A 26659-nucleotide genomic window follows, 5' to 3' on the forward strand; every position below is an offset into this window, starting at 1 on the left:
AATGGCTTAAAACAGGCAACAGTTAGTAAAATTAGTTAATGACCGTAATCCAGTTCCAAAATCTACCTGATGCACAGCAGTGCCAAAAAAGTACACTGCCCCACTTAGGGCTAGTTTGCATCACTTCTGACAAACAAGTGCGCTTTCGGACAATGACGCGCACACGATATTTAAAACTCTCCTTGAGCGATCGCCAAAGCACCTTAAGTGAACTGTATCGGCATAACTTACGACGCTTGCATGATGCCCTCTCCTTTTGCCAGCAGAACAAAATTCAGCTTTATCGGATGTCTTCTGCTTTATTTCCCTTAAGTGACTTAGAAGACGAAATCGGCGCAAATATATTAGAGGAAATGAGCGCTGATTTAGCAAAAATCGGTGAACGGGCAAACGCATTGAACATCAGAATGGTGCTACACCCAGATCAATATGTAGTGTTGAGTTCTGATTCGGCGGAAGTGGTACAAGCAAGCATCAACAATTTGGCAGGACACGCCCGCACCCTTGACTTACTGGGGTTACCTAAGTCGCCTTGGTCATTAATGAATATTCATGGCGGCAAATCTGGACGTGCCGAACAACTGATAAAAGTAATTTCCGAATTACCAGACAACATCAAAAGCCGCTTGACACTAGAAAATGATGAATACGCCTATAGCGCCGATGAAATTTTCGCAGTATGTCAACAAGCTGGCGTACCAATGGTATTCGATGCCCATCACCATATTTGCCACGAAAATTTAGATAGCTATGATCAACCAAGTGTAGCTTCCATGTTTTACGCAGCGCGAGAGACTTGGGTAAACCCAGATTGGCAATTAGTACATATTTCCAACGGTGAGCAAGCTTTCAAAGATAGAAAACACAGTGACTTGATTACCGATATGCCTACTGTTTACCACCAAGCACCGTGGATCGAAGTCGAAGCTAAACAAAAAGAACAAGCGATCGCGCATTTGCGGTCTTGGTGGCTTATGGGACAATAATCTCACATAAAACAGCACTTTGTGTCTTGGCGTGAGATAAATAAAAGAGTATGGCGATCGCAATCGATTTTGGTACAAGCAACACAGTCATTGCTCGCTGGAACCCGGTAACCCAGCAGCCAGAAACCTTGAATCTTCCAGGTTTATCAATTCAGCAAAGTCTCAATCCGCCGCTAATTCCCAGCTTAGTTTATGTTGAACAAGCAACACAGGGTCAAGTTTTAGTAGGGCAACAAGTACGCGATCGCGGTCTTGACCTTAAAGGCGATACCCGATTTTTCCGCAGTTTTAAACGCGGTATTGGTGCAGATATTCAAGGATTTTTACCAGAACTCGATGGGCAACTCGTCACCTTCGAGCAAGTAGGACAATGGTTTCTCACCCAAGTGATTGAGCAACTAGCACCTCTAGAAGGTGGATTAGATTCTCTAGTTTTAACAGTACCTGTAGACAGCTTTGAAGCTTATCGTCACTGGTTGGGAAAAGTTTGTCAAGCACTCCCCGTGGAACAAGTGCGGATGTTGGATGAACCTACAGCCGCCGCTTTGGGTTATGGCTTAGCAGACCAAGAAATTCTCTTAGTGATTGACTTTGGCGGCGGTACTTTGGATTTATCCCTCGTGCGGTTGGATCAAGGCGTGCAAGCAACGGCAAAACCCTTGGGATTTCTTCTTAAGTGGGGTAATAAATCCCTTGCTGAAGATTCAAAGCAAAAAGTAAAAACTGCCCGCGTATTAGCAAAAGCTGGGCAGAATTTGGGTGGTACTGATATTGATAATTGGTTAGTAGATTACTTTAGTAAAACTCAAGGGTTAGCGGTAAGTCCTTTGACAACACGACTGGCAGAAAGGGTAAAAATTCAACTATCTAGCCAAAACCAAGCCAGTGAAGTTTATTTTGATGACGAGACATTTGAAAGCTATGAACTAGAACTAAACCGCGACACCTTAGAAGATATCCTCAAAGAACACTCATTTTTTCAACTATTAGATGAGTCGATGACGACACTTTTACAACAAGCCAGACGCCAAGGAATAGAACTTACAGATATTAACGCAGTTTTATTAGTTGGTGGAACTGTGCAGCTACCAGCAGTGCAGACATGGGTAAAACAGTATTTTGAGCCAGGAAAAATTCGTTGCGAACGTCCTTTTGAAGCGATCGCTCAAGGTGCATTGCAGCTAGCTCAAGGCGTAGAAATCAAAGATTTCCTCTACCATAGCTACGGTGTCCGCTATTGGGATCGGCGCAATCAACGCCACAAATGGCATCCGATTATTAAAGCTGGACAGGCATACCCAATGAGCCAAGCGGTAGAGTTAGTCTTGGGTGCATCTATGGAGAGCCAACCCAGTATTGAATTAATTATGGGAGAATTGGGAGCGGAAACAGGTGGTACTGAAGTATATTTTGATGGCGATCGCTTAATTACTCGCCGTTTTGAGGGTAATGAAACCAGCGTCAAACCCCTCAACGATTCTGAAGGTGCTAGAACAATTGCCAAGCTAACACCACCAGGATATCCAGGAAGCGATCGGATTAAAATTCTGTTTCAAGTAGATGAACAGCGTTTTTTGCGAATCACTGTTGAGGACTTGCTGACAAATGACACACTTTTGGAGAATCAGCTTGTGGCACAGTTGAGTTAGACTACTGCGCGTTTAACTATTTAAGTAAAAGGGTTTAAAAGTGGGACACCGCAGCCATCAAAATCACAGATGTTGCGCGTTACTAAGGTCAATTGATGAATTTGAGCAGTAGCAGCAATCATCATATCTGCTTGGATGTGTGTTTTCCCACTTGATCTTAGTTGACCTCGCAATTCACCGCAGCGTTTGGCAATTTCAATGGTGATCGGCAATACTTGACAGTTATTTTCCAAAAAGCTCTCAAAACATATTTGAATTCTAGGGTTGGGCTTGAATGTCAGCCCATAAAATATTTCTTCAACGGTAACCGCACTCAGAACTATTGAGGAAACTCTTTCTGCCCATTTCATTACACCAGAGTTAGGTTGGAGTCTTACTAATTCGCTAATAATGTTAGTGTCACAGAGAAAAGTCATCAATGGCATCAGCGAAAGGGTTAGGACGGTCTTGGCGGGAGGGTACTTCGAGGATATAGTCTTCCTCAGCAGCTATCTGACGTAGTTCTTTAAAGGCATCAGCTAGAGAAATCTTTTCGCGCTGCTTGCGCCATGTCAAGAATTCCTCAAATATCTCAGCTTCAACAACAACAGCTACCAGTTGATTTCGGTTGTAGATGAGTTGAGGTTCTTTAGTTACAGCATGAATTAGTTCGGAGAACCTCTGTTTCGCTTCTGCAATTCTCCAGTTCATTCTCCTACCTCTTTTATTGATAATCATGTCTATAATTTGGTTTTCCTCAGAGAGCGATGTCTACAATGATGCTCCGCCTACGCTCCTTCTCATTTCAGGCGAGTTATTTCTAACCATCCATCTTTAACCTTTAACCATCCAAAAACTTGATTGACGGTTAGTGCAAGTTCAATTTCTGGTAAGACAGGCAAAAAATCTTCTCCCTGGAATAGTACTGGCTGTTGCTCTGGTAGAAATACCAAAATACTGAGGTCATCAGGGTCAAGAAACCATCCAAGGCGGCTACCATACTTTAGACAGTGGAGAATGTTCCCAATTACTTTGTTGGGTTTTTGTTCTGGGGAAAGAATCTCAATCGCCCAGTCTGGTGGAAGGTCAAAATTATCAGGTACTTCATTATCAATGGTGAATGGTATGCGTCCCCACTGAAATACAGCTACATCAGATACAATTGAGCGATTGCCAAAACTACACCGTAATTCGGGAAATGCATAGGCAATTTTCTGATTTTCCGTGACTTCATTCACAACAGCACCGAGTTTGCCTTGCAAGCGGCTGTGTCTCCCTTTCGGCATTGGTTTAGGAATAATCTCACCGTTGATATATTCATTCGCAGGCTTTGTTTCTGGGAGCTTCAGAAATTCCTCCAGGGTTAGAGGTTGAGTAGTTGTGGCGCTCATAACTCCTAAATCCTAATGGAATGTGTTCTCACTTTAGCAAAATGATCGCTTTCATAGCCGCAGACAAAACTAATTCTTTTGCTAACTATATTTCCATCTTCAGCCAACTAAAAACCTGCTCTACTGTTAGTTCTAGCTTAATTTCCTCTAAAACTTCTAGGCGATCGCTCTTTTGCAACAACTCTGGTTGTTGGCCTGGACGGAAAACCAAAATTGAGCGATCCGTTGGATCAATTAACCATCCTAGCCGGCAACCATGCTGTAAGCAATAAAGGATGTTGCCAATTACTCGGTTTGAACTATGTTCTGGAGAGAGGATTTCAATTGTCCAATCTGGCCACAACAAAAAATCGTTGGGAACTTCCCCATCAGCATCAAATGGAATTCGTGACCAGTTAAAGACCGATACATTAGGTACAATTGAGCGGATACCAAAGCTACACCGTAATTCGGGAAATGCATAAGCAATTTTTTGGCTTTCTGCTACTTCGTTAATGCTATTACAGAGTCTTAGCTGCAAACGACTATGCTTCCCTTTTGGCATTGGTTTAGGAATAATCTCACCGTTGATATATTCATTTGCAGGTTTTGTTTCTGGGAGCTTCAGAAATTCCTCCAGGGTTAGAGATTGAGTAGTTGTGGCGCTCATAGCTCCTAAATCCTAATGGAATGTGTTTTAAGTCTAGCAGTATATATGGACAGGTGCGTTGACGGAGTACAACGCACCTGTCCATATATAAAGGCAAAAATTGCAGCAATAATCAATACATTATCTATGCACCACAACTAAAGTTCCCGTTGAAGCCCAGCTGTAAAGATTGCGAGCCTGCTTGACTGGCAAATTCACGCAACCGTGGCTGACTGGAGTTCCAAAGCGGTTATGCCAGTAAGCACCGTGGATGGCATAACCCCTATAAAAATACATTGTGTAAGGAACATCAGGAATATTGTAGCCCCTGCCTCGCATCCGGTGAGTGCGATACTTAGAATTAATCCGAAATCTGCCTATGGGTGTGGGCGTCGATCGCTTCCCTCCAGAAATGCGGTATGAATAAACAAGTTTTTTACCTTCCCATGCACGTAACCTTTGCTCTGACAGGTCAATTTCAATCCAGCGAGATTGAGATGTTTGTCTGATGTTATATGCAGTGATGCTGTTTTCTTCTACTGAAGCGGCTCTAGCAACGGCAGAGTTGGGATCACCCGTCAACGGTGGCAACCAGGAAAAAAAAGTAGCTACTGTCAGCGCTATGCTTGTACAAAAAGCTCCTGAGCCACGAATCCCATTACCACGATTCCAGGTTGGCATTATGCATCACCTTCTAAACTACACAAAAATGAGCAAGTAATTTTTTGAAATACTACAAATTTCCCAAGGGGCTTGCAGTTTCCTGGTGATTCATAAACTGCTGCTATACCAATTGATAATTAAGAAAGTCAGATTTTATCTAAATTTCCAAATTTGAATCAGTAACTTTCTTGTAAAGAATTGGTATTCAAAATCTCTGACACCACTTGCTTGAATGCGAAAAAACCGACGGTACTTGCTTGGCTGTCGGCAGAGCTAACAACATTTGCTGCAACGCAGTGGCTCCTCTTTGTAGGAGAAAACTTTTGCACTCAATTTTATGGCTTTCCAAACAACCTTTATGCAAATGCAAACTTTCCCCAACTTAATATTTGCACTTGTAATTTCACCCAGGAATTGTCAGGATTTACGCTGATTTATTTAGAGCAACCAGATGAATGCTCTCTTCTATATTTTATTCCAAATTCAGTTATTGCGATTCCGTAGATTGATAGCAGAAAATATCACTGATAATCGCTCAATTGTCTTGATTTCTAGTTATAAGGAATTCTTAATTTTGTCCAACAAGCTCTAGTTTGGGTAATTACTGATGATGAAAAACTCTTTACGTCTCCTCGTTTTCTTCAAGTTTGATCGCTTAGTCATTTTCACTCCTGCCAACCAGGGTTGCAATTGTCCTAACTAACTCTTCTGGTTCAACGGGTTTGGACAAATGCTTCTGAAACCCAGCTTCTAAGGCTTGTTGCTGATTGATTTCTCCTGCATAAGCAGTTAAAGCGATCGCTGGAATATCTTTACCTTGTGTCTGCAATGCTCTTACTTGGCGCATCAGCATATAACCGTCTGTCTGTGGCATTCCAATATCACTGAGCAAAATATCTGGTTCTGACTCTGCCAATGCTTGCAGTACTTCTGCTGCTGATTCCACAGCAGTCACGCTAGCCCCAGACTGCTCTAGGACAAATGAGTAGAAGTCACGAGTATCTACATCATCGTCTACGAGTAGGATTCGGATGTTTGCTAGGATTAAAGTTGAAACAGAAGCGTTTAAGGCAGCAATGTTTATATCTTTTGTAGGGCGTGACTCTTTCTTTACCAACGGTAGCCTGAGCATGAAAATAGCTCCTTGCCCTTCACCTGAACTTTCTGCCCAAATCGTTCCACCATGTAGTTCTACCAGATGACGGACAATTGCTAACCCTAACCCCAAACCACCAAATCTGCGGGTTGTTGTGCTATCTGCCTGACGGAAATATTCAAACACATGAGGAAGAAACTCAGGGCTGATCCCTTTGCCTGTATCGCTGACGGTAATCTGAGCTTGATTGTCGATGCACTCTAGCTGAATATCAATTTTTCCGCCTTCAGGAGTAAACTTGACGGCATTCGACAAGAGATTCCAAATTACTTGTTGTAAACGACCAGAATCGCCCAAAACTTTCCCAACAGAAGCATCTAGCATCTTGTGAATTTGAATATCTTTGGCCTCTGCTGCTAAACGCACTGTCTCCATTGATGCTTCAATCACGAATATTAGACTGACAGGAGTCATATTGAGGCTGAGCTTGCCTTGTAAAATTCGTGAAACATCCAGTAAATCTTCAATTAGTTGAGCTTGTAATTTAGCATTACGCTCAATCGTGGCAATAGCTTTTTGAATGCCGGCTGAGTCGAACTCACGAGTTTGCAGGAGTCTTGCCCAACCGAGAATGGGATTGAGAGGCGATCGCAATTCATGAGATAGCACCGCCAAAAACTCATCCTTAATCCGGTTAGCTCTTTCAGCTTCGCCTCTAGCAGCTTGCTCAAGTTCCAGAAGGCGATCGCGTTCGGCTTCCGCTGCTTTGCGTTCAGAAATGTCAATCACTGAACCGATGTAACCTTTGAACTGACCATCCACTCCAAACCAGGGGCTACCAGCATCAATGCAAGAGCGATACTCGCCATCTTTGCACCGCAAACGGTACTCTAGACGGAATGCCTCATAGTGTTCGTTAGCTACCAAGAAGGTATTCGTAGCGTAATTGCAGTCCTCTGGATGTACGACATGCAACCACCCAAATTCTAAACCTGTTCCCTGAGTCTGACCTGTAAACTCATACCAACTTTTGCTGAGGAAGGTACAGTGACCATTAGTATCAGTAACCCAGACCATGAAGGGGGCATTGTCAGCCATGTTGCGGAACCGCTCCTCGTTTTCACGCAGTGCATTCTCTACTTGTTTGCGATCGCTGATGTCTGTAACAAAGACGCTTACTCCTTCAGCAAAGGGGTAGACGCGATTCTCAAACCAGCGTTGCCAAGTGGAATAATAATACTCAAATCGCACAGCCGTCTGTTGAGCGATCGCCCGATGCACCTGAGTATCAAACTCACTGTTGACCGTATCTGGAAACATTTCCCAAACGCTCTTTCCTAGCAACTCTTCCTTTGAAAAGCCAACAACTTCTGCTACCCGGTCATTAACAAAGGTATAACGCCACTCTTGATCTAACACAAAGAACTGGTCTTGGATACCAGCTAAAACAGTCTCTAAGTGTGCTTTCGCGACCTCAGCTTCAATCCGCAGCCCTTGTTCCCGTTCCATTGCCTCTTCGCGCAGACGAGCCATTTTTAAAGCTGCCTCCACCCGCGCTAACAATTCACGGGCAGAAAACGGTTTAATCAAGTAATCATCAGCTCCCGCTTCTAACCCTTCCACCCGTGCTTCTTCCCCTGCCCGTGCCGACAGCAGAATAATTGGCACTTTTCTCGTCTGCGGATCAGCTCGTAATTCTTGTAACAGTCCAAAGCCATCTAATCCAGGCATCATTACATCAGTCAGTACCAAGTCTGGGAGATGCTGACGTGCAGAATACAAAGCAGTTAAACCGTCTGGTACTGCTTCCACTTCATACTGCTGATTTAATAACCGCTTGACATAATCACGCATATCAGCATTGTCATCAGCCAAGAGAATGCGGGGGAGTGGGGGAATGGGAGAGTGGAGGAGTGGAGGAGTGGGGGAGTGGGAGAATTTTGAATTTTGAATTGTTATCTCCCCATCCTCTTCCGGTAGCCAACGCTGGGCTTCTTCCAAGTATGCGGTGGCGCTTAATGCGGTTGAAGATAAGCTGCGAGTAGCACTAATCCGGTCTTGAGGCAAATGAGCCGAGCCTGTGGGAATGGACACGGTAAAACAACTGCCTTCTCCCAGAACACTAGTTACTTGGACTGTTCCGCCATGCATCAGCACTAGTTCTTGCACTAGTGACAATCCAATTCCTGACCCTTCAAAAGTTCGTCCTTGCACTCCTTTTACACGATGAAATCGCTCAAACAGGTGAGGAATTTCTGCTGCTGGGATACCAATTCCTGTGTCTTTTACTGCCAACTCAACATGATCATCTAACCACTGCAAGCTGACTGCAATTTCTCCGTCAAAGGTGAACTTGAAGGAATTAGAGAGCAGATTCAGGACAATCTTTTCCCACATCTCCCGATCCACATATACTGGTGCTACGAGAGGAAGACAATTGACTGATAACTGCATCCCTGCGCGTTCTACTGCTGAACGAAATACGCTAGCTAGTTCTGCGGTGAAAGTAGCAAGGTCGGTGGGTTCGTATGAAGCTTGAACCCTTCCGGCTTCAATACGCGAAAAGTCTAGCAAACTGTTAACTAGTTTTAGCAGGCGCAGTCCGTTGCGCTGCACCATTTCTAACTGCTCTCGTTCGTTAGCTGGCAGCAGGGAGGCACAATTAGTTAAAGTTTCCTCTAGTGGCCCTAACATCAGGGTTAGTGGTGTCCGAAACTCGTGGCTGACGTTGCTGAAGAAGACGGTTTTAGCACGATCAATTTCTGCCAACGCTTCGGCGCGTTTGCGTTCTTCCTCGTAAGCCTGGGCATTGGCAATGCTAGCTGCTATCTGGGCTGCAACCAGTTCAATAAATCCTCGATAATTATCGTCAAAAACTCTAAACGGATTCAAGCCAGCAATTAATATCCCAGCTTTTCCTGTTTGACCGGATGCTGCAATTGGCACAGCCACTGCCTGATGTGGCGATCGCTGCCAAACACCACAAGGTAAACTGCTAAAAGATGCCGCTAAATCGGAAATCAAGCTGGGCTTATGCGTTCTTATAACTTCCGCAAAGGGCCAAACTGTATTATCGAGAGCGGTTTTTTCTGTAACTGCTGAGTGGTTTCGTTCAATGCCGCACGTTCCAGCCAAAAAAACTTGCTGCTTATCTGGTTCAACCAGATAAATCATCGCGAAGGGTAGATCATAAGGGTTGGTTTCTAGACAACTTACACTCAGATTGCAGGCTTCATCAAATGTTCGCGCGTCTGCTGTTCTGGCTGCTAGTTCCCGCAATAGTGTCAACTGACGCTCCCCGATAATGCGCTGAGTGTCATCTGTGTTGGCGCAGATAATCCCCCCGGTGTCGCCCTGGTCGTTAGGAACTGGGCTATATGAAAATGTGTAATAAGTTTCTTCTGGGTAGCCAAAGCGCTCCATAATCAGCAACAGCGCTTCGTCATAAGTACCCTCATTGTTGAGCATCGCTGATTCTGCCCTAGGCCCAACCTGATCCCATATCTCCCGCCACACATAGGAAGCTGGTTGCCCAAGTACTTCTGGATGTTTACCGCCAACAATAGCCTTATAAGCGTCATTGTAGAGGTTAATCAGTTCCTCGCCCCACCAGACAAACATCGGTTGACGAGAGGTTAGCATAATTCGCACGGCAGTCTTTAAGCTCTGCGGCCACTGCTGTGTTGGGCCAAGGGGCGTTTTCGACCAGTCCATCTCTCGCATCCTAGCACCCATTTCACCCCCTCCCACAAGGAAATTGACGCCACTGTTGCTTGCTGACTTAGGCTCATTCTTCATTCGTTCCTCCCGATTGGTCATGCTTCTGTCACAGAGCTACAGCCGTGGTCAACTTTCGTCAAAATCCTTTCTAGATAATACGCTTATCCGCCTAAACAGTCATTTTTGAGAATCTTCTAGGAAATATAATTCTAGGAAATATAAGGTGTGGAATGGTGATTATGCCGCAAGTTGAAAAGCATTGCGATTGGCTTTGCCACTACTCTTTGGGCAATTGTCTTTTATGGACAGGTTAGCTATTTTGAGATTTTTTAATGGATGCTTTATATTTTGACATCGCATATCTTTCTGATTGCTAATTAATCAGCATCATAATTATATATTTATGGTAAGATTGTTTTCCCGAACGAACTAGCCCTTTTCTCTAAATCTCAGCATTGACAAAAATGGGCAGGGGATAGCACTTCGGCTTCTCTACTAGACCGGAGGCATAGCTTGCTTCCCCGTAGGGGTACGCTCAAGGCAAGCCGCTCATTGACCGAGGAGCAGGGGGCAAGGGGGACAAGAAATAATAATTCAAAACTCCTGTAGAGACGCGATTAATCGCGTCTCTATTTCTGAATTACTACTGGTGTCCCTACTGTTGCCCAATTGAACAGCCATTTAGCGTGTTGAGGTGCAAGGTTTACACAGCCGTGGCTGACTGGAGTGCCAAAGCTCTTATGCCAGTAAGCACCGTGAATACCGTAGTTACCTTGGTAAAACATTGCATAAGGAACGTTGGGAACATCGTAGGTTTCTCCGCGCATTCGCGTAGACTTAAACTTGGATTGAATTTTAAAAGTCCCAATACGTGTAGGGGTAGATTTTTTGCCAGAAGAAATTTTGGCTCCATAAACAACTCTGTCACCTTGCCAAGCGATTAATCGTTGTTTTGAAAGATCAATTTGAATCCAGCGCTGTTCTGAATTTTGTAGTGTCTGGATTGTTTGTGCTATCACTTGATTTTGGGAACTCGCCCAAACTTCATTCGCCCCAGGACTAACTACAGCTAACGACAGCGCAGTGCCAGCAATAAGTACTTTTAAGCACTGTACCCAGTTAGGATAATTTAGTTTTTTCATAGTAAATACATTCCCATAATATACTCTTGAGAAAATTATTGATTTTCAGCTTTATTTCTATGTCTGCTACTTTAATAGACGTACGTTTTTACTAATTAGATCCTAAACTAGCCTAACTGTTGTATCAGATTTTTTGCTTGTTGTGCGATCGCCCCCCAGTTTCTGTCTATGACCAGCTTTTTGGGAAATAATTCACCACTCAAACCAACAGCGATCGCCCCTGCTTGTAAAAATTCTTTGGCATTTTCTAAGGTGACGCCGCCAGTTGGAATTAAAGGAATTTCCCCTAGCGGCCCTTGCAAACTTTTGATATAGTCAGCCCCTCCCACAGCTTGCACGGGAAACACTTTCACACAACTAGCACCCTGATTCCAAGCGGTAACAATTTCTGTGGGAGTCAGCGCTCCGGGGATAATGGGGATATCTTTTGCTACTGCTGCTTTAATCATTGCTGGATCAACATGGGGTGTAAAAAGAAATTGCGCTCCAAATGCGATCGCCTCATGCAGCTGCTGTACATTAAACAGCGTACCAGTGCCAATAATACAGTCGGGTAATTCCCAACGCAGTTGACTGATTAATTCCCCAGCGCGATCGCTATTCCAAGTAATCTCAATTAGCTGCATTCCTTCAGCTGCTACAGCCTTCGCCATTTGCTGTCCCAGTTCAAAGTCTGGGGCGCGAATAACTGCGATCGCTCGGTGTTTTTGCAACTGTGATAACCAAAGTTGATTTGGCATGGGGGTTGGGGACTGGGGAATAGTTTTTCTAATACCTAATTTTCAATACTAATACCCGATGTCCTATGCCCAACCCCCTTGAAACTTCTATCAAGCTATGCGATAGTACATATTAATATCAGTAAATCTATCGGATTGCCGTAGATTAAATTTTAAGTTATTAAATGACTCAGAGTTGGGTTCTAAAGGAGTAGTTAAAATGACGATTGCACGGCAAAACTCAGCAGCATCTTTAGTAATTCCTAATGATAATCCCAAGAGCCTTAATTTAGGCGGCTTAAGGCAGCTTATGCAACTAGGTGCAGAACAATTGCAGCGGTTTTGGTGGCATAGTAAGGCGTATGGAACGATTCTGAGTATAATACTGCTGACTTTGACAAGTTTGACTTACTTGGGAATTAATTGGTCTTTGGGCAAACTGTTACCAGTTCTCACACATCGAGTTTTGAGCAGTAATCAATGGAATATCAGGGGTAGTAAGTGACGCAACCAAGAAAGCTACGGGTTGTCTCTTACCTAGCTCCCAATTGGTTCTGGTTCTATGAAGCAGTATCGACTTATATAAGTCGCGTGTTAGGAGTTGAAACCCAGCTTCATCCTGGTGAATTTGATCCATTAGAAGACCCCATACTATTACAAGATCAACTAGACCTAGCATTCATCTGCGGATTACCACTGATTAAGTATTGCCAAAGTATACCGAATCAGTTAATGCCTGTAGTTGCCCTAGTTATCGAAGCACCACGTTATCAAAACCGCCCTGTTTACTTTACAGATGTGATTGTCAATGCTGCCAGTAGCTTGTCAAAGTTTGAGGATTTAGCGGGCAAAAAACTGTGCTACAACGATCCTGGATCTAACAGCGGTTACAATCTCTTACGGCATCGCTTGCATCAAGGGGGACATCCCAAAGACTTTTTTGGCAAAGTTATACAATCAGGCTCTCACCAGCGTTCGATTCGCTGGGTGGTTGATGGGTTGGTGGACTGTGCAGGAATTGATAGTGTTGTTTTGGAACAAGAACTGCGGCACTTCCCAGAACTGTCTGATCATCTGCGAGTGGTAGAGGTGATCGGGCCGTGTCCTATGCCCCCCTTAGTAGCAGCGCAGCATCTTGGTAAATCTCTAATTCAGCAACTTCAGTTGGCGTTACTTCAACCAGATGTGGAATTGCAAACCGCGATGAAACAAGCAGGAGTTTTGCGTTTTGCGGCTGTAGAGTTAGTTGAGTATGACGCGATCGCGCAAATCTACAATACTGCTGTTGAAGCCGGATATGAAGTAATTGGTAATTCGTAATTAAGAACAGGGAATGTTTATTACTCCTGTCTCTTAACTATCATGAAGCCAACTTTCCTTTTGTAGTAATTGGGAAATAAATCTGACTTTGCTTTTCACTTTGCCACATAGCATTGAGGTAAATCTCCTCAAACAAAACTCGCTGAGCATTACTACCACCTATCTGATGCATTCGCGGCAAAATCGGTTTGAGTTGAGCGATCGCTCTTAAATACTCACCGTTAGCATGAAAAACCATACCTCTAGCAGCTGGAATGGCTACCTCAAGCCAATTTCGACGGAGAAAGGAGTTCACACAAAGAGCGTGTTTGTGCATACTCTGTTGCATCTGGTTCAACCAGTCACTTCGTTCAGCTCTCGCTAGTGCATAGATGTAATGCAAGTCTTGAAAGGGTAATGCGTGTTCATGCAGACGCGGCAAAAGATAAGTACTTAAATCTTGCCAGCGGTTGCCAACATCAAATCCGCGCAACTCCAACCTGATCAAAAGTGCGATCGCCCCTACCTGATCTTTCGGAGATTCTTGATCAGCGCGGCCCCAGACGTGTTTATCATAAAGCGCTAAAACCTTCTCTGCGTTACCTTGCTCTAGATAATAGAGTGCTATATGCCACCAATTATGTGTGTACAGCATGGAATTGCAGTTTTCCCAGGTATCTGCGAAGCTTTCCATCCAAGCAATACCCTCATCGAATCGTCTCTGAGTTTCCATGACATGGGCGATCGCATGATGCACCCAAGGATCATGACGATTCATGGTTGTTGCCATTCGCCCCATTGCTTCTGCTTGTTCAAATTGATGACACTGTTCTAAACCAAAGGCCACCATGCCATATATATAATGATTTTCCTGATTAGCAGGCAAAACCTTTTGAGCTATTTTAAGTAAGTTCTCTTTGTCACCCAAGTAAAAGTAGTGATACTGTCCCTGCTGTACTGAAATCAAGTCACGGGGATATTTTAAGGCTATTTCTTCATGTAGTGCGATCGCCTGATCAATTGCTCCCTCTGCCCAAGCTGCGATCGCCTGTACATACAACTGCTCTCGTTCTGATATCTGGGCTAAATGCTGTTGTGCTGTTTGCAGATATGGTTTGGCTTGCTTCCAAGCAACAGCGTTTTCTTGAGTGAGGAAATGGGCAGCTGCATAGGCATTAACCATTGTACAGGTTGGATCTGCCGCAACAGCTTCGAGAATTACAGCTTCTGCATCTTTGCCGTAACTAAGGGCTTGATCTGTGAAGCGGTTAATGGCTGCGATCGCCTCTGGTGAATCTGTGGTAATTTCAAGTCCTTTAGCGTCTTCTAGCATTGTTAATTCCTGGCTTTACGGTTAGCAGTTCAGGTCAAATGCCTGTCAAACCGCCAAATTTTTGAGTCTCTTTCTTAAACTACGCTAATTCGGTCGGAATATCGTATTTACTTTTCTGAGTATGTCACAGCCAATGTCAAAATAGCAAGACTAATCTCAACCAAATAGGGATTTCAAGGACGGGTATTGATTCTTCCCATAGGGAGATTGATACATCAGGACTGATGTGTCATTAGCCAGATGGAAGAGATGTGTGAGATTTTTAAGCTGAGTTTAACAAGCTACAAATTTATCAAACTAGTGCAAAACCATATTGACTATGATTCGCATGGTGATATGGAATTAAGGGCTTTGCTGAGTAAAAGTATGAATTTGTATCACGCAGAGGAGCCACTGCATTGCGCGGGTTTCCCGCGTTGTAGCAAGTGGCGTCGCGCAGAGACACAGAGAATAAGAGTTTGAGGAGTGAATTTTTGACCTTTCATACTGAAATTCAGCAACGTCGAATTAAGAACCTGACAGTGTTTTAAAATAATTCGTTTTTATGGTGGATGCAATTATCACTAACCTAGTTGATGCAGTACGTAAATCTGCTTCTCGGCTAACGGGTACAGCCGCAGACTACGACCTATTAATGAATTTAATCGGCGATGCCCGTTTTGTCTTGATTGGCGAAGCCTCTCATGGAACCCATGAGTTTTACGAACAACGGGCTGAAATTACCAAACGGCTGATTCAAGAAAAAGGCTTTACAGCAGTAGCAGTAGAAGCAGACTGGCCCGATGCCTACCGTGTTAATCGTTACGTGCGCGGTATGATTGATGATCCAACTCCAGCAGAAGCACTCGCAAATTTTCAACGCTTTCCTGCCTGGATGTGGCGCAATACAGATGTATTAAATTTTATCACCTGGTTACGCGAATATAATGACGCGCTACCCAAAAATGTCAACAAAGTTGGCTTCTACGGAGTAGACCTTTACAGTATGTACGCTTCTATAGAAGCAGTTCTCGACTACCTTGATAAAGTTGATCTGGAAGCTGCCCAGCGTGCGCGTAGTCGCTACTCGTGTTTTGAGCATTTTGGTGAAGATGCCCAAACATATGGATATGCTACCAGCTTTGGACTGACTAAATCCTGTGAGGAAGAAGTAGTAAATCAACTACGGGAATTGAAACGCTGGAAAGATGGAGAAGTAATGCCAGAAGAGTTCTTCTATGCCAAGCAAAACGCCCGACTGGTGAAGAATGCAGAAGCTTACTATCGCTCGATGTTTCAACAGCGGGTGTCATCATGGAATATTCGCGATCGCTACATGGCAGAAACTTTAGATTGGTTGGTTGGCTATTTAGAGCAACAGCACAAACCAGCCAAAATTGTTGTCTGGGAACACAACTCACATCTAGGAGATGCACGTGCAACTGATATGGGGGCGGCAGGTGAACTGAATGTTGGGCAATTAATACGCGATCGCTATGGTGATGATGCAGTACTGATAGGCTTTACTACTTATACAGGTACAGTCACGGCTGCTTCAAATTGGGGAGGAACTCCTGAACTCAAGGTAGTTCGTCCTGCTTTATCAGAAAGTTATGAAGCGCTATTTCACCAGACTGGATTATCTCAGTTTTTGCTATTATTACGCAATCAGAATGCCGCAGTTGCCGGACTCAGAGAACGACGATTAGAAAGAGCGATCGGCGTCATTTATTTACCTGAAACTGAGCGCATCAGTCACTACTTTTATGCTTGTCTTCCTGACCAATTTGATGCAGTGATTCATATAGATGATACAAAAGGAGTCCAGCCTTTAGATCGCACTGTCCAAGAAGAGACGCATGAGCTACCAGAGACTTTCCCCTTTGCCGTCTGAAAAAAGGGATCGGGGAGTTGTGAATTTTAAATTTTGGATTCTTGAATAAAAGATCAGGTATACCAACAGCAACAGACTATAGCAGTTCTCAATAGGGTGAAATACACATTTTTTGCAGGGATGTTGTAACAACCTCAGATTTTCACGAATGGTTTAGGATTGCTATAGCTATATCAAGTCTTTTTGAATCTGTCTTAATTACGAATTACGAATTAAAAATTGGTATGCTGTTGTTCAATAGGCGCACAGCAAGAGTAGATTATGGAAGATTTCAAAAAAAGAATAATCAGCTACTCCAGCCGAGACCTAGAACAGCGAAAAAATTGGTACTCTCCAGCAGCAGAGGCTTACAACAAAGCAAGACCCCAATATCCACAAGATTTGATTGAGCAAGTTATAAATGTTGCTCAGCTCTCCACTGATTCAAAAATTCTGGAGGTAGGATGTGGCCCGGCAACTGCAACAGTAGCGATCGCTCAATTGGGTTGTTCTATAATCTGCTTAGAACCGAACCCAGATTTTTATAAGTTAGCGCAACAGAATTGTCAAGCGTATCCCAATGTAGAGATTCAGAATACATCTTTTGAAGAGTGGACACTCCTACCTCTTGAATTTGATGCTGTTTTAGCAGCAAGTTCTTTTCATTGGATATCACCAGAAGTAGGATATCCCAAAGCAGCAAATGCTTTAAAAGAGAATGGCAATTTGATTTTATTGTGGAACAAAGAGCTTCAACCTGCTTACGAAGTTTATCAACGCTTATCTGAAGTCTATCAATTATATGCTCCCACTCTTGACCGATATGAAGACAGAGAAACTCAAGAAGATATCTTGAGACAATTAGGAAATATAGCGATTGATTCAGGGCAGTTTAAAAATTTAATAGCTGGACAAGTTACATCTGAAGTGACCTACACTAGCGATGAGTATTTAATGCTCTTGAATACTTACTCACCGTACTTAAAGTTAGATTCATACAGCAAAGAGGCTTTATTTGCGGGATTAAAACATCGAATAGAAGAGGAATTTGGAGGTAGTCTTCAGCTTTCATATATCTCAGCTTTTCACATTGCCCAAAAAAAATAGTAGAGACGTTGCATTACAACGTCTCTAGATGTAGGGGATAGAGTATAGATTTATAGAGTTCCTCACAGCCATCAAAAAACATTAAACGCCTAGTCGTTGATTAGCGAGACCTATTAGCACCCGATTTCCCGCCAGTCGACCTTGCCTCCTCAAGTAGCCGTGGCTTTAGCTGCTCAATCTTTTGAGCTGTCTGCTCTTCCTGCTGCAAGTTTTGCTGTAGCAGTTGCACAATTTCATTCTGTCCCAACTGCTCAGCACCTTTAATCAAGCCACGATAGGTGATAATCTCTAATTGTTCAACCTTAGCCTGTTCCCCTGCCAGTACCAAGTCCACAATTTTAGGATTATCGCTACTCAGTAGTACTAGTTTTTGACCATCACTAACAAGACCAGCCGCAGCATCACAGGTGACTCGCTGTGGTTGCTGTTTTAAGGTGCTGAATACTTGTTCAATATTCCTAATTTGCTGCTCAGTTTCCCGAATATGAGCCTCAATTAACGACTTTAACTCTGGATGTTGGCTATATTGCCACATCAACTGCTGTGCTTCCAAGAAACGATTTTCAGCATCAAAAATACCACCAAGCTCGTAAAGAAACTTATCCTGCAAGTTGGTGATTTTTTTCGTACCTGGACGTTCGCTGAGTTGAACCATTGTTCTTTTCCTAAGTGTTTGACTCTCTAGTTGACAGTCATACCCTTAACCTACGCTTGGTAACCAAGTCTCTCGTCACACCTCAGACACAGCTAAATGTTAAATTTGGCTGCTAAATCAAATACACAATGTTAAGGGAAGTAGGGGAATGAGGGAGTGCGAGACTAACAACTTCTGACTCCCTTGATACATAATCAAGCCATTTTGTAAAGTCGCCAAACTGCTACCTTGGTATAGATACAGGGTAATGAGCAGATCAGGTAGATTAAGATTAGTAAAGAAAATGTTTTGCACTAAATGACTACTCTAAACTTACAGGAAATCTCTGTTCAGTTAGAAAGTCCGAGTTTGCGCGATCGCATGTTGGCTCTTGCTCATCTGCGCCATGCTCCGGCTGAAGATGCTGTACCTTTGATTAAAAAGGTACTGGATGACGAGTCTTTACAACTGCGATCGATGGCAATATTTGCCTTGGGAGTCAAGCCGACACCAGAATGTTACTCAATTTTAGTGAGAATTCTGGAAAATGACCCAGATTATGGGATTCGCGCTGATGCAGCTGGTGCTTTAGGATATTTGGGTGATGTCAGAGCCTTTGAGGTACTATCACGGGCATTTTATGAAGATACTGATTGGTTAGTACGTTTTAGTGCAGCCGTTTCTTTGGGTAATATTAAAGATCCCCGCGCCCATGATATTCTCATTAAAGCGTTGGATAGCAAGGAACTAGTATTACAAGAAGCTGCAATTTCTGCTTTGGGAGAAATCAAAGATATTGAGTCGGTAGATAAGATCCTACGCTTTGCTCAATCAGAAGATTGGTTAGTGCGGCAACGCCTTGCAGAAGCTTTGGGCAATCTTCCCACTCCCAAGAGTGTCTCAGCTTTGAAATACTTAGAAAAAGATAGCCATCCCAATGTTTCTGAAGCAGCGAGGATTAGTCTCAAAAGGCTTGAAGAAATAGACAATCAAGCTTAATATAAAAACTTCCTGCTACCTTTTAATAATAATTAAGTGGGATTTTTAGCATTTTGATGCAGGATGATTTCATTCATGAATATTGAAGAGTTTTTTGAGTTGAGTGCTGGTAAATGGTTTTCCCATCGTACTAGTCAAAATTTACCTGTTAAGAAATCTGAAGAAGGCAAAGCAGATATTATCATTGAGACGCTACCAGCAGATCATCCAGAAGTGGTTAAACTGTGCCAACAGCACAAAATTGCACCTAATTCTGTCTCTTCTAGCGTTAGAGTTACCCGAAATAGCACAACAGAACGGGATAAAGAAAAACACAGCACTTCTACTGTGCTAGTTTCAGTACCTGATGCAGATAATCCAGCTGAGGGCAAGTTACTGCGGCAAAGCTACGGAGATAAAACCGCAGTTACCGGACGCTATAAATTAGGTAGTGATGAGGCGTTGATCCTGACTACAGAATATGAAACCATGTCGTCTGAGGAACGTCTGTGGTTTGCCAGTCCCAATTTGCGAATGCGGGTGAGTATCATTAAGAACCCCGACGGCTTTAGTATTGCTTCCTTTACTTCTGAGATTCGCATGGGTGGCTCTCCACCGCCTGCAAAGGCTGCAAATACGGCTAATGCAGCATCGAGTTAAGACTCGATTTATCCATTTTGCCGAAATATAACTGCTCCCAAAACCTTTATTTAGCATTGGCTTTGAATTTTTCAATTTAATTAAAATTAGTCATCTATGGAAAAGTTATTGCCACAAAGCTGAAACTTTCGCTAGATAACAAGGTGTACTTTCTTTGATTTGGAAAAAGTCGAGCTAATAACTTACGCAAAAGCTCTCTGGGTTTCTTAATTATTTGAGCCATTCTGGTTCATTTTTCCATTATTTTGGATAAGTCCTATATTTTTGCGTAATTATTATATAGCAATGCTATTTCATTGGTGAATATTGAAAGTCTAATAACCCCGCTTTCTCTTAAAGAAACCGGGGTTATTGTTGTTTACGAATAATTTAGAACTGCTATAGTTTATTTGAAATATTACTTTAGTAAATAAGTCAAGTTATAACAGTCCTAGATCAAATGTGGAAAGTTCTTTTTCTTTTCTTCGAGACGCTACGCGTATCGCTAAAGCGAAAGCTCCGCTAACGCACAGCGTCCCGTAGGGAAGGAAAGGCGCTATTGGCGGCTTATCTGCGAGATGCTAGGCGTTGCCTTCCGCCAACGCACCAGAAGGCGGTTTGTTCATTTTCAAAACTCAGATAGGATTGCTATGGATACAATTTCTATATTTCAGTCCAAATTTTAAAGGAGAATATATGCAAACTATATTAGTAACTGGTGGAGCAGGCTTTATTGGCGCAAATTTTATTTTAAAAGCCAGAAAAGCACAATGGGCTAATATAGTTAACTTAGATAAATTAACTTACGCAAGTAACTTACAAAGTTTAGTAGACTTGCAAGAAGATCCTAACTATTATTTTATTCAAGGAGATATTGGTAACTTAGAGCTAGTACGTTATCTCTTAGATCAGTATCAGCCAAATGCAGTGATAAATTTTGCTGCTGAAAGTCATGTAGACCGTTCAATTCTTAGCCCTCAAAATTTTATACAAACTAACATAGTAGGAACATTTCACTTACTAGAAGCCAGTAAAGCTTATTGGCAAAAATTAACATCACCAAAACAAGAGCAGTTCCGTTTTTTGCATATATCTACGGATGAAGTATACGGTTCCCTCAATCCCAATGACCCACCTTTTAAAGAAGATAATCCTTACTTACCCAATAGCCCCTATGCTGCCTCTAAAGCAAGTTCTGACCATCTAGTGCGTGCCTACCACCATACCTATGGTTTTCCTACTTTAACAACTAATTGTTCAAATAACTATGGCCCTTTCCAATTTCCTGAAAAATTGATTCCTTTGACTATTATTAATGCTTTAAATGGTAAACCTTTACCTATATACGGTAATGGTCAAAATGTCCGAGATTGGCTTTATGTAAAGGAACACTGCGATGCTATATATCTTGTTTTAAAAGAAGGGATTATTGGTGAAGCATACAATATTGGTGGACTAAACGAACAAACTAATTTATCAGTTGTTGAAAAAATTTGTACCATTCTTGATGAGTTAGTGCCTAAATCAGATTTTAGGCATTCTTCTTTGATTTCATTTGTTAAAGATCGTCCTGGTCATGACTGGAGATATGCGATTGACTCTAGTAAAATTAGCAATAATCTAGGCTGGCAACCCAAGGAGAACTTTGATAGCGGTTTACTGAAGACAGTTCAGTGGTATCTTAATAACTCCGCTTGGGTAGAGTCTGTACAAACAAGTAGCTACCAAAACTGGATTAAACAAAACTATGAGAAGCGGTAATTACTGCGATACGAGCATGTTAAAATGAAGTGCATAATTCTAACACATGGCTCTGTTACAGTCTTTATATTTTAACATCTGTTATTAGTAAATAACTAATGTATGTTTATAAAAAATCAATCATATACTATCTTTTCTCAGTCGTAGTAAACATTTTTTGCTTTAGTAAAAGTTCACTCCATTACAATCAAACGCAGAGGATCTAAACGCACATACCAAGGAAAAGATTTATCTTTTATGGTTGCCCATTTTTCCTTAAAAACTTCTGCTTGCAAATGATAATCTTGAAGATTATTCGCAGCAGAATGTAATTTTAAAAATAATGTCATCCGGTGGGGCGTTTCGCTTGTGCTTACTAGCCAGCAGGGAAAGGTATTTATCTGGCTGGGGTCGTTGGTAAATACAATTTGATGGGCGCGAATGCCAACGTGGGATAATTTATCAGTATTTGGTTCAATAACTTGCAGCCTACAACCCCAATCAATCGCTTCCAACTGTTGTGAGGACACAAGAGTAGCACGGGAAAAGTTTTTGCATCCTGTTAATTGGGCAACACCTACAGTAGCAGGATGCTCAAAAATATCATATTTAGAACCATAATGAATTGCTTTACCATGCTCCAAGACCAACAGATTCGGACAAATCCGATAAGCCTCTTCCATGTTATGGGTGACAAATAGAGCCACACCTTGGTAGTCAGTTAGAGTTGCTGTCATTTGCTGCTCTAATTGATTACGCAAATGAGTATCAAGTGCAGAAAAAGGCTCATCCAAAAGCAATGCTTCTGGTTGACTTGCTAATGCTCTTGCCAAAGCTACTCGCTGTTGCTGACCCCCTGAAAGTTGGTGCGGATAACGATCGCCTAATCCCTGTAACTGCATCGCGATTAGTTGGTCTTCTACTTGCACTCGGATACTCCCAGCAGATAGTCCCTTGGGTAAACCAAAAGCGATATTTTGCGCCACACTCATATGCGGAAAAAGAGCGTAATTCTGCACTAAAAAACCAATGCGGCGATCGCGGCTTGGCACATTAATCCCTTGTTCTGAATCAAACAGTACTCTGCCATTTAAAACTATGCGTCCTTTTGTTGGCGTTTCTATCCCCGCAAGGCAACGCAGAATTATGCTTTTACCAGCTCCAGAACCACCCAGTAATCCCAAGGGTTCTTTATTAGTATCAAAAGACACCTTTAAATGAAAACTTCGCAGTCGTTTTTCAATGTCCACAAATAGTCCAACTGCCAAAGAGTTATGAGTGCTGAGTAACGAGTGCTGAGTGAAAAGTTCTCTTTCTCCCCCTCCGCCCCTCTGCTCCCCTGTCCCCTGTCCCCTCTTATCCCTAACTTCTTGCCAAAAATTGACTGCAATGATTCCAGATAAAGAAATCGCCATGATTGCGATCGCCCAAAACCAAGCTTCTTCCATTGCTCCCGCTTCCACAGCAAAATAAATTGCCATTGGAATTGTCTGCGTTTGTCCAGGAATATTACCAGCCAGCATTAATGTAGCGCCGAATTCGCCCAAAGCACGAGCAAAAGCGAGAGTCGTTGCTGCTAAAATTCCCGGCACTGCTAGGGGTAAACTGATCCGCCAAAATATTGTTGATTCAGATGCACCAAGGGTTCTGGCTACCCGGAGGAGATTGCCATCTATTTGTTCGAAAGCTCCTAGTGCAGTTTTATACATTAAAGGAAAAGAGACTACTGTAGCTGCGATCGCTGCACCATACCAAGTAAAAACGATGCTGAAGTTAAAAGGCTCCATCAGTTTACCCAATGGGCCATTTTTGCCAAAAAAGAGCAGCAACAAGAAGCCGACAACTGTGGGAGGTAAAATCAGAGGCGCTACGAATATCGACTCAATCAGTGATTTGCCTTTGCCACGATATCCCACCATCCAGTAAGCAGCAGCAATGCCCAAGAAGAAGGTGATAAATGTGGCAAGTAGTGAAGTTTTGAGTGATATCCAAAGAGGTGATAAATCTACTGGCATAGTTTTTTTAATACAGAAAATGAAAATTCAAAAAATTGATGATGAAGGCTTTCCAACAACATATCCTTGGGTAAAGAAGACGCGATTCATCGCGTCTCTACAAATGGTCTATTTGTCACATTCTTTTTTCTGAATTCTGTTGTATTAACTTCCAGCTAGCGTAAAACCTTGTTTTTCAAATATATTTTTGGCTTGATTGCCAGATAAAAATTGCACAAAACCCTTAGCAGCATCGACATTCTTACTACTTTTGAGAATTGCGATCGGATAGACCACAGGTGAATGAGTTTTTTCCGGTGCAGTTGTGACAATCTTTACTTTCTGAGTACTTTTAGCGTCTGAAAGGTAGACAATTCCGGCATCGGCGTTGCCCGATTCCACGTAATTGAGAGCTTGTCTAACATCTTTGGCGTAAACAACTTTGCTCTTGATTTTGTCAGCAATTTTTAGAGAAGTGAGAACTTGCTCAGCATATTGTCCAGCCGGAACACTTTTAGGTTCGCCTAAAGCAATTTTCTTAACACGTGATGAAATTAAGTCTTTGAAATCAGTTACAACTGTGGAATTTTGAGGTGCGATTAACACCATTTGATTTGTCAGCAAATCCTTAGTTGTTCCGTCGAGTAATAGACCTTTTTGCTGTAAAGCTTTAATTTGTTTAGTTGCAGCCGAGATAAAAATGTCAATACCAGCACCTTGCTCAATCTGTTGTTGTAAAGTGCCCGATGAGCCAAAATTGTAGGTTAGGTTAACGTTTGGCTTTTCTTTACTGTAAAGAGGTTTAATTTCGTCCATTGCATCTTTGAGGCTAGCCGCTGCTGATATAGTCAAATTGGTGGTTTGGCTGGCAGGGCTAGAAGACAGATTAGGTGTTTTCGTTTGGTTACAGCCGACAACTAGTATTAGAGAGACAAATACCCAACTCAAAAAGGCAAGAATGCGTTTATTATGCATTGGTAGTATTTCAAGCATTTTTATCTATCAATACATAATTTACCAACTTACAAAGCAAAAAGTTGGTAAATTATCCTAAATGCTTGAATAATAGGGAAATGTCAAATCCAATACTTGAGGCTAAAACTTTGATTTGATAAGCTTCTTGGCGTCTAAATCTCAGACAAAATATTACCAAGTTGTTTGGTAAATAGTAACAATTACTACAATAATTTTTTTGCAGAAGTCATATTATTTCACAAAATTCCTGCAACATATACAACATGGGTAGGGACGTACAGATGTACGCCCCTAATTCATTTTTTGTAAAGATTTTTGAAAATAGCCATGAGGATGCATTACAACTTTTTGCCTAACGCACCGTTTGATGAAGCGAACTACTAATTTATTTTTTGCTATTTCCCAACGTCGGGACGTAGAGACACATCAAATGCAGAAATTGATGCGTGAAAATTTGTATGATTTAAATTTGTAATAAGTTGGCGATCGCCTGCGGTAACGGTAACACAATAACAATTAACAAAACCATCGCTAACAATCCTAAAATGTCACGCCCATTATCCAATTCAGTAACATCATTTAGCGCAGGTTCATCAATCAACGGAATAAATAATAAGATAATTGCCCAGAACAAAAATTCATCTTGGATTAAAGAAAGTAGTAGTAACAACAAGCGAGAAATTTGACCAATTGTCATTGCAACTCGTTGCCCAAACATTGCATGAACAATGTGTCCCCCATCTAATTGTCCCACCGGCATCAAATTCAATGCCGTGACAATTAATCCTAGAAAACCAGCTACTGCTACTGGATGCAGGTCAATAGCTAATTTTGATGTTAACTCGCTGCCTAAAGTTAGCTTCGCAAGCAGTGCTAGTAAAATTGAATATTTGGGATTGAGAGCATCAGGGTTCAACAAACCTGTTTTTTCGGTCATCGGCACTAATTCTGAATGGGCCAAACCCCAAATGAGTAATGGTAAAGTGGCAACAAAGCCTGCAATTGGGCCAGCAATACTAACATCAAATAAAGCTTTGCGGTTGGGAATCGGACTACGCATCTGAATAAATGCGCCAAAAGTTCCCAAGAAAAAAGGCATGGGAATAAAGTAAGGTAGCGTTGAGCGAATTTTGTAGAACCTAGCTGTTAAATAGTGACCAAGTTCGTGGATACCCAAAATAGTCATTAGTCCCAAAGCATAGGGCAATCCCTTGAGTAGCACACTGGGGTTAGATTCTAGTGTTGTCGGATTGACACCAGCAATTTTTGCCCCAACTAAAGTGGTTGTAACCAAAGTAGCAGCCAGCAATAAGATTGCTAATCCTGGTCGAGTTAACTTTTCTTGCTTATGTGGTGTATTGACTTCCTTGACTGCTTGTGAGTTAGGAACCAGCACAAAGAAGGGTTTGCCATTAAAACCTTCTTGAAAAATCAGCAAGAAGCGATCGCCAAATTGTGATTCGATATTTGCTTTAATCTGCTGGTAAGCTTGACTAGGTGCAGTTCGCAACTGACCCCGACAAACTACAGCTTGAGGTCGATACTCTATGTTCTGCACATAGTATGTAGCCCAAGGAAAACAATTTCGCAGTTGGGTTTCTTCTGCTGGTTCAATCGGGCGCACTGGTGCGGGTTCTGCGGGAGGACGTGTAGCCGATGATTCTTTAGCTTGAAGTCTAGCCTCTGTCTGTGTTGGTGTTTGACGACCCCACTGAAACAGTAACCAGTATAAAAGCAGACAAATAACTGACGGCCAAATAATTAATGTTGGCGGCGGCGGTTGTTTCACCCCGTACATTAACGTCCATCCACTCAATATAAGTGCAGGTGTCATCAACACCAACCATAACAGCCACACAGGTGTTCGGGTGATGCTAGCAACACTACGCTGCACCATAAGATACGTAGCTAGCCCCAGTAGGAGGAGAAACCAAAATGCCATGTTATCTTCACTATTTTTGACAGGATGTCCTTCTTGTAGTACGAGTACCACGGTACTAACTACAAGAAGGACTTTAAACCCCAATTTTTTCTCTGACGGTTAACAGTACTAGTTAAATCTCAAGTTGTTTCAATTCTTAAGAATTTCCACACTTTAACTTAATTATCCATAACTCTTCAGTTTCGGTTTTTTT

23 protein-coding genes are annotated in these 26659 nt (G+C 42.4%); 10 read left to right on the top strand and 13 right to left on the bottom strand.

From position 1 onward, the window contains the following. Positions 1–38: 38 nt before the first annotated feature. Together uvsE and WKK05_RS02120 are read left to right on the top strand one after the other, a co-directional pair. Positions 39–986, top strand: a complete 948-nt coding sequence (gene uvsE, locus WKK05_RS02115) for a UV DNA damage repair endonuclease UvsE (RefSeq protein ID WP_341528168.1) — start codon at positions 39–41, stop codon at positions 984–986. Positions 987–1036: 50 nt separating this feature from the next. Next, positions 1037–2635, top strand: coding sequence for an Hsp70 family protein (locus WKK05_RS02120; protein ID WP_341528169.1), 1599 nt, complete (start codon positions 1037–1039; stop codon positions 2633–2635). Positions 2636–2655: 20 nt separating this feature from the next. Here the strand turns inward: WKK05_RS02120 and WKK05_RS02125 are convergent, their stop codons facing one another. From WKK05_RS02125 to WKK05_RS02145, 5 genes are all read right to left on the bottom strand, one after another. After that, entirely contained in the window at positions 2656–3060 is a 405-nt protein-coding gene (locus WKK05_RS02125; RefSeq protein WP_341528170.1) for a type II toxin-antitoxin system VapC family toxin, read from the bottom strand. Continuing rightward, the gene (locus tag WKK05_RS02130; RefSeq protein WP_341528171.1) at positions 3035–3325 is read right to left on the bottom strand and encodes a type II toxin-antitoxin system prevent-host-death family antitoxin; all 291 of its coding nucleotides are present in this window, start codon (positions 3323–3325) and stop codon (positions 3035–3037) included. Before WKK05_RS02130 ends, WKK05_RS02125 begins: the two co-directional genes overlap by 26 nt. An 89-nt stretch (positions 3326–3414) precedes the next feature. Beyond that, complete coding sequence (locus WKK05_RS02135) at positions 3415–4005, bottom strand: Uma2 family endonuclease (RefSeq protein ID WP_341528172.1); 591 nt, start codon at positions 4003–4005, stop codon at positions 3415–3417. Between the two features lie 85 nt (positions 4006–4090). Continuing rightward, positions 4091–4654 carry a Uma2 family endonuclease gene (locus tag WKK05_RS02140; RefSeq protein ID WP_341528173.1) on the bottom strand — a complete coding sequence of 188 codons (564 nt, stop codon included), beginning with the start codon at positions 4652–4654 and terminating at the stop codon, positions 4091–4093. 120 nt (positions 4655–4774) lie between these two features. Further along, on the bottom strand, positions 4775–5314 hold the full coding sequence (locus WKK05_RS02145) for a L,D-transpeptidase (protein WP_341528174.1): 540 nt from the start codon (positions 5312–5314) through the stop codon (positions 4775–4777). 210 nt (positions 5315–5524) lie between these two features. On the opposite strand from WKK05_RS02145, the gene WKK05_RS02150 reads away from it, so the two are divergent. After that, positions 5525–5800, top strand: a complete 276-nt coding sequence (locus tag WKK05_RS02150; protein ID WP_341528175.1) for a hypothetical protein — start codon at positions 5525–5527, stop codon at positions 5798–5800. 151 nt (positions 5801–5951) lie between these two features. On the opposite strand, the gene WKK05_RS02155 is transcribed toward WKK05_RS02150, so the two are convergent. The 3 genes from WKK05_RS02155 to WKK05_RS02165 all read right to left on the bottom strand — a co-directional run bounded on the left by WKK05_RS02155 (position 5952) and on the right by WKK05_RS02165 (position 11994). Then, positions 5952–10190, bottom strand: a complete 4239-nt coding sequence (locus WKK05_RS02155; protein WP_341528176.1) for an ATP-binding protein — start codon at positions 10188–10190, stop codon at positions 5952–5954. Between the two features lie 551 nt (positions 10191–10741). After that, positions 10742–11254, bottom strand: coding sequence for a L,D-transpeptidase (locus tag WKK05_RS02160; protein ID WP_341528177.1), 513 nt, complete (start codon positions 11252–11254; stop codon positions 10742–10744). Positions 11255–11361: 107 nt separating this feature from the next. Further along, positions 11362–11994 (bottom strand): bifunctional 4-hydroxy-2-oxoglutarate aldolase/2-dehydro-3-deoxy-phosphogluconate aldolase, encoded by a 633-nt coding sequence (locus WKK05_RS02165; RefSeq protein ID WP_341528178.1) that lies wholly within the window; start codon positions 11992–11994, stop codon positions 11362–11364. Between the two features lie 199 nt (positions 11995–12193). Between WKK05_RS02165 and WKK05_RS02170 the strand changes: the two genes are divergently transcribed. Both WKK05_RS02170 and WKK05_RS02175 read left to right on the top strand, forming a co-directional pair. After that, positions 12194–12478 carry a hypothetical protein gene (locus tag WKK05_RS02170; protein ID WP_341528179.1) on the top strand — a complete coding sequence of 95 codons (285 nt, stop codon included), beginning with the start codon at positions 12194–12196 and terminating at the stop codon, positions 12476–12478. Then, positions 12475–13293 (top strand): PhnD/SsuA/transferrin family substrate-binding protein, encoded by an 819-nt coding sequence (locus WKK05_RS02175; RefSeq protein WP_341528180.1) that lies wholly within the window; start codon positions 12475–12477, stop codon positions 13291–13293. The genes WKK05_RS02170 and WKK05_RS02175 overlap by 4 nt, the downstream gene beginning before the upstream one ends. Before the next feature lie 40 nt (positions 13294–13333). On the opposite strand, the gene WKK05_RS02180 is transcribed toward WKK05_RS02175, so the two are convergent. Beyond that, positions 13334–14605: a tetratricopeptide repeat protein gene (locus WKK05_RS02180; RefSeq protein WP_341528181.1), complete on the bottom strand. Its 1272-nt coding sequence runs from the start codon at positions 14603–14605 to the stop codon at positions 13334–13336. 544 nt (positions 14606–15149) lie between these two features. On the opposite strand from WKK05_RS02180, the gene WKK05_RS02185 reads away from it, so the two are divergent. Beyond that, positions 15150–16478 (top strand): erythromycin esterase family protein, encoded by a 1329-nt coding sequence (locus WKK05_RS02185; RefSeq protein WP_341528182.1) that lies wholly within the window; start codon positions 15150–15152, stop codon positions 16476–16478. A gap of 261 nt (positions 16479–16739) precedes the next feature. Further along, complete coding sequence (locus WKK05_RS02190; RefSeq protein ID WP_341528183.1) at positions 16740–17564, top strand: class I SAM-dependent methyltransferase; 825 nt, start codon at positions 16740–16742, stop codon at positions 17562–17564. 100 nt (positions 17565–17664) lie between these two features. Here the strand turns inward: WKK05_RS02190 and WKK05_RS02195 are convergent, their stop codons facing one another. After that, complete coding sequence (locus WKK05_RS02195; protein WP_341528184.1) at positions 17665–18219, bottom strand: DUF892 family protein; 555 nt, start codon at positions 18217–18219, stop codon at positions 17665–17667. A 297-nt stretch (positions 18220–18516) separates the two neighbouring features. Between WKK05_RS02195 and WKK05_RS02200 the strand changes: the two genes are divergently transcribed. From WKK05_RS02200 to rfbB, 3 genes are all read left to right on the top strand, one after another. Continuing rightward, positions 18517–19197, top strand: coding sequence for a HEAT repeat domain-containing protein (locus tag WKK05_RS02200; protein ID WP_341528185.1), 681 nt, complete (start codon positions 18517–18519; stop codon positions 19195–19197). A gap of 75 nt (positions 19198–19272) precedes the next feature. After that, positions 19273–19836: a phycobiliprotein lyase gene (locus tag WKK05_RS02205; RefSeq protein WP_341528186.1), complete on the top strand. Its 564-nt coding sequence runs from the start codon at positions 19273–19275 to the stop codon at positions 19834–19836. 675 nt (positions 19837–20511) lie between these two features. Continuing rightward, positions 20512–21576 carry a dTDP-glucose 4,6-dehydratase gene (rfbB, locus tag WKK05_RS02210; RefSeq protein WP_341528187.1) on the top strand — a complete coding sequence of 355 codons (1065 nt, stop codon included), beginning with the start codon at positions 20512–20514 and terminating at the stop codon, positions 21574–21576. A 173-nt stretch (positions 21577–21749) separates the two neighbouring features. Here the strand turns inward: rfbB and modB are convergent, their stop codons facing one another. From modB to WKK05_RS02225, 3 genes are all read right to left on the bottom strand, one after another. Then, positions 21750–23570 (bottom strand): molybdate ABC transporter permease subunit, encoded by a 1821-nt coding sequence (gene modB / locus WKK05_RS02215; RefSeq protein ID WP_341528188.1) that lies wholly within the window; start codon positions 23568–23570, stop codon positions 21750–21752. Between the two features lie 144 nt (positions 23571–23714). After that, positions 23715–24524: a molybdate ABC transporter substrate-binding protein gene (gene modA / locus WKK05_RS02220; RefSeq protein ID WP_341528189.1), complete on the bottom strand. Its 810-nt coding sequence runs from the start codon at positions 24522–24524 to the stop codon at positions 23715–23717. 463 nt (positions 24525–24987) lie between these two features. Further along, positions 24988–26466: a site-2 protease family protein gene (locus WKK05_RS02225; RefSeq protein ID WP_341531000.1), complete on the bottom strand. Its 1479-nt coding sequence runs from the start codon at positions 26464–26466 to the stop codon at positions 24988–24990. Positions 26467–26659: the final 193 nt, after the last annotated feature.

Source organism: Nostoc sp. UHCC 0302 (assembly GCF_038096175.1).
In the GTDB taxonomy this organism is placed as follows: domain Bacteria; phylum Cyanobacteriota; class Cyanobacteriia; order Cyanobacteriales; family Nostocaceae; genus UHCC-0302.